This is a genomic window from Enemella evansiae (genome assembly GCF_002250705.1).
Lineage (GTDB): Bacteria > Actinomycetota > Actinomycetes > Propionibacteriales > Propionibacteriaceae > Enemella > Enemella evansiae.
Window position 1 is genome coordinate 203,627 of sequence record NZ_NMVP01000035.1, and the last position, 12,807, is coordinate 216,433.

The window sequence follows — 12,807 nt, forward strand, 5'->3', positions numbered from 1 at the left end:
GGCCCACCGGCGGCTAGGGTGAGGGCCGTGAGCAACGCCGGATACAGCAGCACGCCCGGACAGGCCGGCGGGGTCGCCGTCCTTCCGCCCAGCCCCCTCGATCTCGGGAAGACCCTGTCGGGGGCGTTCCGGGTGATGAAGTCCCGGCTGGCGCAGTTGATCGTGCTGGCCCTGCTGCCGATCGCGGTCGGCATCCTGCTGATCGGCGCCGCCGCCGTGCCGCTGGTGCTCGGGATCGTGCAGATGATCAGCAACCGTGGCCAGTTCAGCGGGCTGATCGTGCTCGGTGTGCTGCTGATCTTCGCCACCGTGGTGATCACCGCGCTGGTCAACATCAAGGCGCAGGGCATGATGGCGCTGGCCGCCCACGATTCGGCGACGGGCCGTCCCGATGCCGGGCTGTCCGATCTGTCTTCACGGACCCGCGGCCTGGTCGGCCGGGTGCTGCTGTTCGCGCTGATGGTCGTCGGGGCGGTACTGCTGCTCTACGGCGTGATGGCGGCGGTGATGATCGGCACCATGCTCACCGCGATCAACACCTCGAGCAGCCGGGGCGAATCGGCCATCGCCGCAGTCGTCGGTGTCTATCTGCTGATGATGCTGATCATGGGTGCGCTCGGGCTGCTGGTGTTCTATCTGCAGATCCGTTTCCTCTACTTCATCCCGGTGCTCGCGGTCGAGGGCACCGGCGCCATCGACTCGCTGCGCCGCTCCTGGGGCCTCACCCGCAACAACGTGCTGCGCACCCTGGGTTACTACCTGGTCGCCTCGCTGATCGTCGGTGCGGCCAATACGGCGGTGTCGATGATCGGCCAGGTCATCTCGGCCGCGGCCGCACCGAGCAGTTCCTCGATGAGCAATTCCAGCGATCCCGCGCAGGTGCTCGCGGGGCTGGCGGCGCTCGCGCCCGGGCTGATCGTCATGATGCTGCTCTCCGCGCTCGTCGGCCTGCTCGCGGTACCTTTCATCACCTGCGTGCTGACCGTGATGTACGCCGACCAGGTCCAGCGCGCGCAGCTGCCGAACGGTGGCCGTGGTGGCTACGGGACGGCGTACGCCCCGCCGGCGTACCCGAATCAGGGCTATCCGAATCAGGATCAGGGCTGGCCGAATCAGGGTCAGGGCTGGCAGCAGCCGCCGCAGCAGCCCGGCTGGGGCCAGCAGAACCCGGGCGATCAGGGCTGGGGTCAGCCGCCGTACCGGGGCTGAGCCGGCTCAGTTGCAGGTGACGCCGGTGGCGTGCACCGGGCAGTAACCGTTCGGGTTCGCGTCCAGGTATTGCTGGTGGTAGTCCTCGGCGTAGAAGAACTCCGGGGCCTCGACGATCTCGGTGGTGATCGCGCCGAATCCCTTCTCGGCAAAGGCTTTGGCGTACCGGTCCCGCACGTCGGTGGCGATCCGCGTCTGCTCCGGTGAGGTGGTGTAGATCGCCGACCGGTACTGGGTGCCGACGTCGTTGCCCTGCCGCATCCCCTGGGTCGGGTCGTGGTTCTCGAAGAACACCTTGAGCAGGTCGGCGTAGGAGACCACCTTCGGGTCGAAGGCCACGCGCACGGTCTCGGCATGCCCGGTCCGCCCGGCGAAGCAGACCTCCTCATAGCTCGGGTTCGGGGTGAAGCCGCCCTGATAGCCGGCCGCGGTCACCTCGACCCCGTCGAGCTGCCAGAACAGTTTCTCCGCACCCCAGAAGCAACCCAGCGCGAAGAATGCCTCCTCGGTGCCCTCGGGCGTGGAATGCACCTCGGTGCCCAGCACCCGGTGCATCGTCGGGGTCGCCAGCACCGGCTCGGCGCGGCCCGGGAAGGCGCGCTCGGGGGTGACCATGGCCTGCTTCGAAGAGAGTCCGAACATGTCTTCCATTATGCTCCCCGGCTCCCAGCGCCTCACTCCAACCCGGCCGTTCGAGCGCGCGGGAGAGCTGGGTCAACAGCAACCCGAGCACCACCAGCCCGACTCCGATCACCACCGGCGCACGCAGCCCGAGGCCGGCCGCGATCGCCAACCCGCCCAGCCAGGGCCCGACCGCGTTGCCGAGGTTGAACGCCCCGACATTCATCCCCGAGGCGAGCGTGGGGGCGGTGCCGGCCACCTGGAAGATCCGGCCGTTGATCGCCGGTACCAGCAGACCGGTGGCCACCCCGAGCAGCACCTCGGCGACGATCACCGCGACCGGATGCCAGCTGGCGGCGAGCACCAGCAGCAGCGCGCCGGTGAGCACCAGCAGGCAGCGGCGTACCGTCACCAGCAGGCCGGCGGTGACCAGCCGGTTGCCGATCCGGATCCCGACCAGCATCCCGATCCCATTGCCGAGCAGCACCAGCGGCACCACCGCGGCCGGTACGCCGGCCACCTCGGTGAGCAGCGGGCTGAGGTAGGAGAAGGCGCAGAACACCGCGCCCTGGAAGGCCGCGGTGGTGCCCAGGGTGACCAGGGCGGCCGGCCGGGTCAGCACCCGCAACTCGCGGCGGGCCAACCGCAGCAGGGGTTCGCTCGGCACCGACGACCGGTCGCGGATCGCGACCGCCTGCAGCACGAACAGCAGCAGGCTGGCCAGCGCCACGGCGACGAAGGCCGCCTTCCAGCCGGCCCGCTGGCCGAGCCAGGTGCCGGCCGGTACCCCGACGATGTTGGCCAGCGACAAGCCGGTGACCAGCGCCGCCAGCGCCCGGGGGACCCGGGTCTCGTCGACGGTGCCGATCGCGATCAGCGAGGCCACCGCCCAGTAGGTCGCGCAGGCCACCGCGGCGATCCCACGGGAGACGAGCAGCACGCCGTAGCCCCCGACGAACACCGGCAGCAGATGGGCGGCACCGAAGACCGCGAGCGCGCCCAACAGGGTGAGCCGGCGCGGCAGCCGCAGGGTGAGCAGGGCCATCACCGGGGCGCCGACGAGCATCCCGATCGCGAACATGCTGATCAGCGTGCCGACCGCGGGTATCGGCACCTGCAGGTCCGCGGCGATCAGCGGCAACAGGCCCGCGGGCAGGAACTCCGAGGTGCCGACGACGAAGACGCCGGCGGCGAGCAGCGGCACCGTGCCGCGGCGGGTGGGGGAGGTGGTTCGGGTATCAGTGGTCATCTGGGGAGGACTCCCGGTCCGTGGTTGGGGTGTGCCCGGTGGGCCACACTGGATGGATGCGGATGCGACGCGATGAGCTGGCCGACTTCCTGCGGCGGCGCCGGGAGGCGCTCGACCCCCGCGATGTGGGCCTGCACAGCCACGGGCGGCGGCGTACGCCGGGTCTGCGGCGTGAGGAGGTCGCGATGCTGGCGACGATGTCGACCGACTACTACGTGCGTCTGGAGCAGGGCCGCAGTCCGCAGCCCTCGCCGCAGCTGCTGGGTGCGCTGGGCCGGGCGCTGCGGTTGAGCTGCGACGAGCTGCACCACCTCTATCTGCTGGCCGGGCAGACCCCGCCGCTCGGTCCGGACGCGACGAGCCGGCACGTCACCCCGGCGGTGCTGCACATCATGGATCGGCTGGTGGACACCCCGGTCCAGGTGATCGATGACCTGGGGAATCTGATCGCCCAGAACCCGGTGGCCGACGCGCTGTTCGGCTGCGCCCACCCAGCCGACGGGGAGCAGCGCAACATCATCCGCCGCTGGTTCACCGACCCGCTGGTCCGCGCACCGTTCACCGCCGACGAGATCGCCTGCCTCAGCCGGTCCCATGCGGCGGATCTGCGGGCGGCGTACACCCGGCGACTGGCGCTCGGCGCGGACGCCGAGGCCAGCGAGCTGGTCGAGACGCTGCTCTCCGAGAGCGCCGAGTTCGCCGAGTTGTGGGAGCAGCACGAGGTCGAGGTCCGGTTGACCGGCACCATGAAGGTCGACCACCCCGATGTCGGCCGGATCGAGTTGGACGTGCAGACCCTCACCTCGCCGGCCAGCGACGGTCAACGGATCATGATCTTCACCCCGCCGCCGTGCACCGACGCCCGCTCGCTGCTGGAGGTGCTCAGCGTGATCGGCAGCCAGCGCTTCGGGATCGCGCACGATCCGGTGCGGACCGAGCAGGTGCCGGCGCCGGTCACCCAGCCGCCCACGCCCTGACACCTCGACGATCGTCTGACTGGTCATGCCTTCAGCCTGCGCGGCACCCGATCGGGCTACCAGAGAGCGCTCACCCGAGGATCGCCGGTCCCACCCTGCGGCCCGATCGGGCCCATCGGGCGTACGCTCACCGGATGCCAGCAACCCGTGTGCCGAACCGGCTCCCACCGGTCGCCCGGCCCCGGGCGCTGATCGTGGCGCTGATCCTCGTCCAGGTCGGGGCGATCAGCCTGCTCGCCTGGGGCGTCGCCGAGACCTACGAGTCGGTCATCCGGCACAGCGGACTGGCCCGCTTCGACCAGCCGATGCTGGACTGGATGATCGCCCACCGGACGGTCGACCGGAACCAGTGGATCACCCTGTTCACCACCTTCGGCGGGCCGATCATCACCCCGATCGTCGCCGCCGCGGTGATGATCGTGCTCGCGCTGAAGTGGCGCTCCTGGACACCGGTGGTGATGGTGCTGGTCGCCGGCGCCGGATCGCTGGCGATGACCGTGATCGGCAAGGACTACGTCGCCCGGGTTCGCCCGCCGCACGAGCTGGCCGTGCCGCCGTATGAGTGGTCACCGTCCTTCCCCAGCGGCCACGCGTTGAACTCGATGGCACTCGGCGGAGTGATCGCCTACCTGATCTGCATCCATCTCACCCGCACCCTCGGCCGCGTCCTGGTGATCATCGTCGCCCTGGCGTACTCGCTGGCGATGGGCGCCAGCCGGATCTACCTCGGCCACCACTGGCTCACCGATGTGGTCACCGGCTGGCTGCTCGGCCTGCTCTGGTTGCTGATGGTGATCGCCGGGCATCGGATCGGCCACCGGATCGTGCATCACGGTCCGGCGCCCGCCGACCCGGAATCCTCAGCTCCGCCGCAGGGCCAGCTCGACGAAGGCCGCCGCGGCGGGGGAGGGATTGAAGTCGCTCCAGGCGAGATACTCGATCCGGGTCGGGGCCCCGGTGACCGGGAGCGTGCGTAACGCGGGATCGGCCGGGACCACTGCCGGCGGCAACATCGCGACCCCCAGCTGCTGACGCACCAGCTCGAGCATCAGCTCGGTGCCGGATACCTCGAAGGCCACCTGGCGGGTGATCCCGGCGGCGGTGAAGGCGAGTTCGGACTGGGTACGCCCCGGTGAGCCGGCCGGGAAGTCGGCGAAGGTCTCCTCGGCCAACTCGGTCAGCCGGACCCGCCGGCGCCCGGCCAGCGGATGCGCCGCCGACACCACCGCAACCAGCCGTTCCCGGGCCAGCACCCGGGTGCGGACACCGGTCGGCGGGGCCGAATCGGCCAGGCCGAGCACCGCCACATCGAGCCTGCCGGCCGCGATCGCGGCGATGAACTCGTCGCTGGCACCGCCCCGCAACCCGACCCGGACGGCCGGGTGGGCGCGGTGGAAGGCGCCGATCGCGGCGGGGATGTCGATCGCGGTGACCGTGGGGATCACCCCGATCCGGAGCGCACCGCGGATCTCACCCTCGGCGGCGGCCGCCTCGGCGGCGGCCCGGTCGGTCGCCGAGAGGGCCTCGCGGGCCGCGGGGAGGAAGGCCTCCCCGGCGGCGGTGAGCTGCACCCGGCGGCTGGTCCGGGCGAACAGGCGTACGCCGAGCTCGGTCTCCAGGGCCTTGATCTGGTGGCTCAGCGCTGACTGCACGACGAAACAGCGTTCGGCCGCCCGGGTGAAGCTGCGTTCCTCGGCCACCGCCAGCACATAGCGCAACTGCTGCAGTTCCATCACCCGAGTGTGCCCCAGAACGATCGATTCAGCTCATTGAAGCGATGAAAAACATGTGTTGGACTCATCAGTGAATCGGTCTGACGATGGATCCATGACCACCGCCACCGCCACTCCGAACCAACCGGCGACCACCCCGAGCGCATCCTCGGGCAGCGTCGGGCGCACCCTGATCACCGCACTCGCCCCGGCGGTCTGGGGCAGCACCTACATCGTCACCACCCAGCTGCTGCCACCCGGCCATCCGCTCTTCGCCGCCCTGCTCCGCTCCCTGCCGGCCGGGCTGATCGCGCTGCTCATCTCGCGGCAGCTGCCACGTGGTTCGTGGTGGTGGAAGAGCCTGGTGCTCGGCACCCTCAACATGGGTGCGTTCTTCCCGCTGCTCTTCGTGGCCGCCCAGCACCTGCCCGGCGGTGTCGCCGCCACCCTCGGCGCCACCCAGCCGATCATGGTCGCCTTTCTGGCCGTGGCGATCCTGCGGGAGCGGTTGTCCCGGTGGCGGGTCGGTTGGGGTGTGGTCGGGGTGTTCGGGGTCGGCCTGGTGGTCCTCGGACCGGGTGCCGGACTGGATCTGACCGGGGTGCTCGCGGGGATCGCCGGGGCGCTGTCGATGGGGGTCGGGGTGGTGCTCACCAAGCGCTGGGGACGCCCGCCGGGGGTCGGTGCGGTCGGGCTGTGCGGTTGGCTGCTCACCGCGGCCGGTCTGGTGCTGCTGGTACCAGCGCTGCTGATCGACGGGATCCCCGCCGGTATCGACTCGTACGCCGTCGGCGGTTACCTGTGGCTGGGGCTGGCCGGTGGGCTGCTCAGCTACACGATCTGGTTCGCCGGCATCGGCAGGCTGCCGGTCACCGCGACGGCGCTGCTCGGCCTGCTCTCCCCGCTGATGGCCGCGACCCTGGGTGTCCTGCTCGCCGGCGAGGCGCTGAGCGCGCTGCAGCTCCTCGGTTTCGCCGTCGCCCTCACCGCGATGGTCGCCGGCCAGCTCTCCCCGAAACGCCGCGAACCCCGCCTCAGTTGAGATCCCAGTCGATCGGGTCGGCGCCCTGACGCTCCAGCAGGGCGTTCACCTTGGAGAACGGCCGGGAGCCGAAGAAGCCGTTGTGCGCCGACAGCGGGGAGGGGTGCGGGGACTTCACGTGCGGCATCCCGCCCAGCATCGGGATCAGCGACTGGGCGTCGCGGCCCCACAGGATCGCCACCAGCGGGCCGCGGCGCTCCACCAGCGCCTCGATGGCGCGCTGGGTCACCTTCTCCCAGCCCTTGTTGCGGTGGGAGGCCGACTTGCCGGGTTGCACGGTGAGGCACCGGTTCAGCAGCAGCACCCCCTGGTCGAACCAGGGTGTCAGGTCCCCGGTCTGCGCCGGCGGTACGCCCAGATCGTCGTGCAACTCGCGATAGATGTTGACCAGCGACTTGGGCAGCGGGCGCACGTCCGGGGCCACCGAGAACGACAGCCCGACCGGATGACCGGGGGTGGGATAGGGGTCCTGGCCGACGATCAGCACCCGCACCTCGGCCAGCGGCAGCGTGAACGCGCGCAGCACGTTCTCCCCGGCGGGCAGATAACCGCGGCCGGCGGCGATCTCGGCCCGCAGGAACTCACCCATCGCGGAGATCTCGCCGGTGACCGGGGCCAGTGCCTCCGCCCAGTCGGGTGCGATCAGTTCGGTCAGCGGTTTCGCGGTCATCGGCGTTCTCCTGCCTCGGATTCGGTGACTGGTTCGGCGGCCGGTACGCCCGGTGGCATCCGCAGGCTGACCGCGGCCCCGGCCAGCAGCAGCACCGCGCCGGTCGCGAACGCGGCCGGCATCCCGACCTGATCGGCGATCGCGCCGGCCACGATCGGGCCCAGGATCGCGCCGATGTCGGAACACATCGAGAAGACCGCGACCGGCGTCCCACCGCGGGCGCCGGCCGCGTCGCCGACCGCCGCCGGGGGAGCGGTACCGAGCGCGGCGGCCGCCAGCCCATAGACCGCGAGCACCCCGATCAGTGCCCAGATGTTCGGCACCCAGGGCAGGGCCAGCATCCCGGCCGCGCCGATCAACCCGGCGGCGATCAGCGCGGGCCGCCGCCCGACGGTGTCGACGAAGCGGCCCACCGGTCCCAGCGCCAGGGTCTGCACGACCGCCGCGACGGCGAAGGCGATCCCGGTCCAGGAGGTGTCGCGGTGCAGCACCTCGACGACCAGCACCGGGGTGAGCGCGGTCCGGGTGCCCATCGAGTTCCAGCCCTGCCCGAGGTTGGCCAGGCAGGCGGCCTGGTAGCGCGGGTCGCGCAGCACCTCGCGCATCGGGCGTACCGGGGCCGCCGTCGTCGACGCCGCGGGCGCCTCGCCGGTGTTGCGCAGCATCAGCAACCCGACGGTGCCGGCGATCGCCAGCGTCACCGCGTAATAGAAGAAGGGTGCGGCCAGCGAGATCTGCGAGATCAGCCCGCCGATCGCCGGGCCGGTCATCCCGCCGAGCAGGAAACCGCTCTGGAAGAACCCGGCGGCCCGGCCGCGCAACCGGGGCGGCACCGAGTCCAGCAGCAGCGTCATCGCCGAGACGGTGAACATCGCCGAGCCGACGCCGCCGAGCCCGCGCGTCACCAGCAGCCACGGATAACTCGTCGCCAACCCCGACAGCGCACTGGAGACCGCGACGATCCAGATCCCCACCGCCAGCGTGGCCCGCCCGCCGAGCACCGCGGCGATCCGGCCACAGAACGGGCTGGTCACCAGGCGTACCAATGCGAACGCCGACACCACCATGCCGACCTGCAGATTGTTGACACCGAACGATTTGGTGAACACCGGCAGCACCGGGATCAGCACCCCGAAGCCGACCGCCACGCAGAAGGCGATCAGGCCCAGCACGATGACATCGCGGGGGAGGTCGGTACGCCGCCGCACCCACTGCCGCAGCGCCACACCTCTACCCACCCGCGCGAGGATACTCGCCCGCCGCGCTGTGGGTACTACAGTGCTCGGAACATCGACACCACCCATCACGACGACACCAGGAGGGGCATGTTCTTCAGCAGCCGGGGTGACCGTGCTGAACGGGAGAACCGGGCGCTGCGCTCGGAACTGGCCAGGGTTCAGGGCGCACAGGATCTGGAGCGGCGAGCCGAGGTCGGCGAACAGCAGCGCCAGCGGGACTTCGACCGGATGGTGCCGCGCGGGGTGCAGATCGGTGCCGCCTGGGCGTGGCGGCTGCTGCTGCTCGCGGCGCTGGCCGGTGGCATCGGCTGGCTGGTCGCCACCTTGAGTGCGGTCACCATTCCGCTGGCCATCGGCATCATGCTCACCGCCGGCCTGTCGCCGATCGCGAAGCTGCTGAACAAGACCGGCATGCCCCGGGTGCTGGCCGCGCTGATCACCCTGGTCGGCGGCCTGCTGGTGGTCAGCGGTGTGCTCACCTACATCGGGATCACCATCGCCGGCCAGTCCGCGGAGTTGGGTGAGCGGGTCACCCAGGGCTGGGGGCAGCTGACCCAGTGGCTCGACCAGGGGCCCCTGCACATCAACGCCGACCAGCTGAACTCCTACTACAGCCAGGCCTTCGAATACCTGCGCCAGCAGCAGAGCCGGATCGCCACCTATGCCGCGACCGCCGGTGGTGCGGTCGGCAACTTCCTCACCGGGCTGGTGCTCGCGCTGCTGGCGATGTTCTTCATGCTCTACGACGGCCGGCGGATCTGGAACTTCCTGCTCAAGCTGGTGCCGGCCGCGGCCCGGCAGAAGACCGATGGTGCCGGCCAGGTGGGGTGGACCTCGCTGGTCGCCTACGTCCGGACCACGGTGATCGTGGCCGCGGTGGACGCGGTCGGCCCGCTGATCGCCGCGATCGTGATGGGCGTACCGATGGCGCCGGCGCTGGGTGCGCTGCTGTTCCTCTCCGCCTTCGTGCCGATCGTCGGTCTGCTGGTCTCCGGCTTCGTCGTGGTGCTGGTCACCCTGGTCACGGTGGGCTGGGTGCAGGCGCTGATCATGCTCGGCGTGATCATCCTGGTGAACCAGCTCGAGGGCAACGTGCTGCAGCCGCTGCTGATGGGCAAGGCCGTCGCCCTGCACCCGATGGCGGTGATGTTCGGCATCACCCTGGGCATCTCGGTCGCCGGCATCATCGGAGCGCTGCTGGTGGTGCCGATCATGGCGTTCGGCAAGACCTTCATCGAATACTGCGCGAGCGGGCGTACGCCCGAGGGCGTCGACGACCCGCTGGCTGGCGCCGATCAGAAGGGACAGGCCCCCGCCGGTGACGAACCGGCGAGGGCCTGAGCGGGAACGATCGACCCAGGCTCAGTCCGCGGCGTGCCGCGGGCTGGGCTCGGGGTTGCGGATGTCGACCATGTACGCCGCGGCGAGGTCGCTGCCGGCCTCGTGCAGCTTGCCGATGTCGACGGCCTGGTAGCGCTGCTCGACCGGTTCCTCGATCCGCGCCAGCACGATCGCCCGATCCTGTTCGGCGGCGAGCACGGCCAGGTCCTTGCGCAGCTCGGGGCTGAGCACGCCGCCGGGCTTCTGGGCCCGGGCGGCGACCTCGGCGGCCTGCCCCTCGGCGCGGGCCACCTCCGCCTCGTCCTCGGAGCAGAGCATCGCGGCGGTGCAGCGCAACAGCGCGATCCCACGCTCCAGATCCCCGTCGCCCAGGCCGGTCACGCCCTCGCGGAGCAGCTCCCGGCCCGGCTTGGCCGCCTCCTCGGCGAGCAGCGCGTACTGAAGGCCGAGGATCCGCTCCCGGGTCCGGCCATGGCCGCTCAGGGTCGGTACCAGCTCGTTCGGTGAGCCGCTGGTCTGGTTCATCGAGTCGAGCACCTCCCGGCCGGCCTCGGTCGGGGTGTGCACGGTGTCCCGCAGCGGTACCGCCTTGATGAACAGGGTCGCCAGCAGCGCCAGCGCACCGACCGGCAGGCCGATCAGGAAGGTGTTGTGCAGCGCATCGGCCAGCCCCTGCCGGACGGCGTCGGCGATCGCCGGCGGCAGCTGGGCGAGCACGCTCGGGTCGAGCACCGCGGAGGCGTTCATCGCGCCACCGGCCTGGGCCGCCGCACCGGCGGGCAGGTACTTACCGATCGCGGTGTGCATGGTGGTGGTCATCACCGTGCCGTAGATCGCGATCCCGACGGTGGAGCCGACGTTGCGGAAGAACTGGCTGGAGGCGGTCGAGACGCCGAGATCCTGGCGGCGGGAGTTGTTCTGGATGACCAGGGTGTAGAGCTGCATGCAGGTGCCCAGGCCGACGCCGATGACGACCATCGCCAGGGTCAGGTCGAGCTGGGTGGACCCCCAGTGCAGCCGGGACAGCAGCCAGTAGCCGATCAGCATCACGATGTTGCCGAGCAGCAGGAATTCCTTGTAGCGGCCGGTCTTGGTGACCAGCTGTCCGACGACGATGCCGAGGATGATCAGGCCGAGCATCATCGGCATCAGGATCAGCCCGGAGTTGGTGGCGTTCACCCCGATCACACCCTGGGCGTACACCGGGATGTAGATGATCGCGCCGAACATCATGATCGCCACGGCGAAGCTGGCGATGCAGCTGAGGGTGAAGATCGAGCTGCGGAACAGGCGCAGCGGCAGCACCGGATCGATGGCGCGCGTCTCGGCGAAGATGAAGATGCCGGTGAAGACCAGGCCCACGGCGTACAGGGTGATGATCTGCCAGGACGACCAGGCCCAGGTGGTGCCGCCGAAGGAGGTGGCGAGCAGCAGGCAGATCAGCGCGATCGCCATCGTGAAGATGCCGAACAGGTCGATCTTCACCTTGCGCGGTTCGTGAGCCAGGTGCAGGAAGCGGCCGATCGCGACCAGTGCGACCAGGCCGATCGGCAGGGTGACGAAGAACAGCCAGCGCCAGCCCCAGTGGTCGGTGATGAAGCCACCGGCGAGCGGGCCGGCGACCGAGGTGAGGCCGAAGACCGCACCCATCACCCCTTGGTACTTGCCGCGGAAGCGGGGCGGTACCAGGTCGCCGATGATCGTCTGGGACAGCGGCATCAGGGTGCCCATGCCCAGGCCCTGGATCGCGCGGGCGCCGACCAGCATCCAGAAGTTCTGCGCGAAGCCGGAAATCACCGAGCCGAGCATGAACACGACCAGACCGGCCAGATAGAAGGGCCGGCGACCATAGAGGTCGGAGAGCTTGCCGACGATCGGCACCGTGATCGCCGAGACCAGCATGGCCGCGGTGGCCAGCCAGGAGTAGTGCTCCATGCCGCCGAGTTCGGCGACGATCCGGGGCAGTGCGGGGCCGACGATGGTCTGGCTGATGGAGGCGACCAGCATGCCCAGCATCAGGCCGATGAAGACGCGCTTGCCGGCCGCGTCCAGGTGGAACTCCTCCTTGGCCACGGGAGCGTCGGCGGTCGGCGCGGTGGACTCAGCCACGGGTTTCCTTCCGGTGCTGCGGGTTGTCATTGTCATTCGGGGTCAGGGGATCCTTGTCTTCGGTTTCGGGGTCTTCGGTTTCGGGGTCTTCGGGTTCGGGGCACTTGGCGGGGTTGGACTGGAGCACCTCATCGGCCAGTCGGGTCATCAGGCGCTCCAGGGTGGTCACATCGTCGGTCGACCAGGTGGACAGCCGTTCGCTGAGCAGCGCCCGGCGTTCGGTGCGGGCCCGCTCCAGCAGCGCCTCGCCACCGGCGGTGAGCGTGAAGTGCTTCGCCCGCCGGTCACCCGGGTCGGGTTTGCTGGAGACCAGGTCCGAATCCTCGAGCTGGCGCAGGTGCCGGGAGACGGTGGAGGTGTCCAACTCGGCGGCCGCCGCGAGCTCGGTCAGCCGGAGCTCACCGCGCAGTTCGAGCAGATGCAGCATGAAGTAGCTGCCCTGATCGACCGCGAACCGCTGGGACCGCTTGGCGGCCCTGGCCATTCCGACCATCGCGTCGATGAGCCGGTCGGCGACATCCGCCGGTGTTTCTGATGCTTGCACCAAACAAGCATAAATCCATTACTTGCACTATGCAAATACTCCGATGCACTTTGTCAGCAGTTATGGCCGGTGTTGCGGCGCCGGACCGGCCGTTT

Annotated in this window: 12 protein-coding genes; 5 read left to right on the forward strand and 7 right to left on the reverse strand. The window is 70.1% G+C overall.

Features of this window, described 5'->3' with window-relative positions:
- Positions 1–27: 27 nt before the first annotated feature.
- Positions 28–1,209 (forward strand): glycerophosphoryl diester phosphodiesterase membrane domain-containing protein, encoded by a 1,182-nt coding sequence (locus tag BI335_RS17850; protein ID WP_172421941.1) that lies wholly within the window; start codon positions 28–30, stop codon positions 1,207–1,209.
- 6 nt (positions 1,210–1,215) lie between these two features.
- Here BI335_RS17850 and msrA read toward each other — a convergent pair whose 3' ends face one another.
- Positions 1,216–1,698, reverse strand: coding sequence for a peptide-methionine (S)-S-oxide reductase MsrA (gene msrA, locus BI335_RS17855; protein WP_324252839.1), 483 nt, complete (start codon positions 1,696–1,698; stop codon positions 1,216–1,218).
- Positions 1,595–3,079, reverse strand: a complete 1,485-nt coding sequence (locus BI335_RS22180) for an MFS transporter (protein ID WP_094432622.1) — start codon at positions 3,077–3,079, stop codon at positions 1,595–1,597. The genes msrA and BI335_RS22180 overlap by 104 nt, the downstream gene beginning before the upstream one ends.
- A 56-nt stretch (positions 3,080–3,135) precedes the next feature.
- On the opposite strand from BI335_RS22180, the gene BI335_RS17865 reads away from it, so the two are divergent.
- Together BI335_RS17865 and BI335_RS17870 are read left to right on the forward strand one after the other, a co-directional pair.
- On the forward strand, positions 3,136–4,056 hold the full coding sequence (locus tag BI335_RS17865) for a helix-turn-helix transcriptional regulator (RefSeq protein ID WP_229119679.1): 921 nt from the start codon (positions 3,136–3,138) through the stop codon (positions 4,054–4,056).
- Positions 4,057–4,190: 134 nt separating this feature from the next.
- Positions 4,191–5,033, forward strand: a complete 843-nt coding sequence (locus BI335_RS17870; RefSeq protein ID WP_094432626.1) for a phosphatase PAP2 family protein — start codon at positions 4,191–4,193, stop codon at positions 5,031–5,033.
- Here the strand turns inward: BI335_RS17870 and BI335_RS17875 are convergent.
- Complete coding sequence (locus tag BI335_RS17875) at positions 4,917–5,789, reverse strand: LysR family transcriptional regulator (RefSeq protein ID WP_094432628.1); 873 nt, start codon at positions 5,787–5,789, stop codon at positions 4,917–4,919. The genes BI335_RS17870 and BI335_RS17875 overlap by 117 nt on opposite strands.
- A 94-nt stretch (positions 5,790–5,883) precedes the next feature.
- On the opposite strand from BI335_RS17875, the gene BI335_RS17880 reads away from it, so the two are divergent.
- Positions 5,884–6,810 carry an EamA family transporter gene (locus BI335_RS17880; protein WP_094432631.1) on the forward strand — a complete coding sequence of 309 codons (927 nt, stop codon included), beginning with the start codon at positions 5,884–5,886 and terminating at the stop codon, positions 6,808–6,810.
- Here BI335_RS17880 and BI335_RS17885 read toward each other — a convergent pair.
- Both BI335_RS17885 and BI335_RS17890 read right to left on the reverse strand, forming a co-directional pair.
- A complete protein-coding gene (locus BI335_RS17885; RefSeq protein WP_094432633.1) occupies positions 6,803–7,480 on the reverse strand; it encodes a uracil-DNA glycosylase in 678 nt (225 codons plus the stop codon). The genes BI335_RS17880 and BI335_RS17885 overlap by 8 nt on opposite strands.
- Positions 7,477–8,718, reverse strand: a complete 1,242-nt coding sequence (locus BI335_RS17890; protein WP_229119680.1) for an MFS transporter — start codon at positions 8,716–8,718, stop codon at positions 7,477–7,479. Before BI335_RS17890 ends, BI335_RS17885 begins: the two co-directional genes overlap by 4 nt.
- 87 nt (positions 8,719–8,805) lie before the next feature.
- Between BI335_RS17890 and BI335_RS17895 the strand changes: the two genes are divergently transcribed.
- On the forward strand, positions 8,806–10,059 hold the full coding sequence (locus BI335_RS17895) for an AI-2E family transporter (RefSeq protein WP_094356025.1): 1,254 nt from the start codon (positions 8,806–8,808) through the stop codon (positions 10,057–10,059).
- Positions 10,060–10,080: 21 nt separating this feature from the next.
- On the opposite strand, the gene BI335_RS17900 is transcribed toward BI335_RS17895, so the two are convergent.
- Positions 10,081–12,168, reverse strand: a complete 2,088-nt coding sequence (locus BI335_RS17900; protein ID WP_208109390.1) for an MDR family MFS transporter — start codon at positions 12,166–12,168, stop codon at positions 10,081–10,083.
- Complete coding sequence (locus BI335_RS17905) at positions 12,161–12,712, reverse strand: MarR family winged helix-turn-helix transcriptional regulator (protein WP_094427987.1); 552 nt, start codon at positions 12,710–12,712, stop codon at positions 12,161–12,163. The genes BI335_RS17900 and BI335_RS17905 overlap by 8 nt, the downstream gene beginning before the upstream one ends.
- Positions 12,713–12,807: the final 95 nt, after the last annotated feature.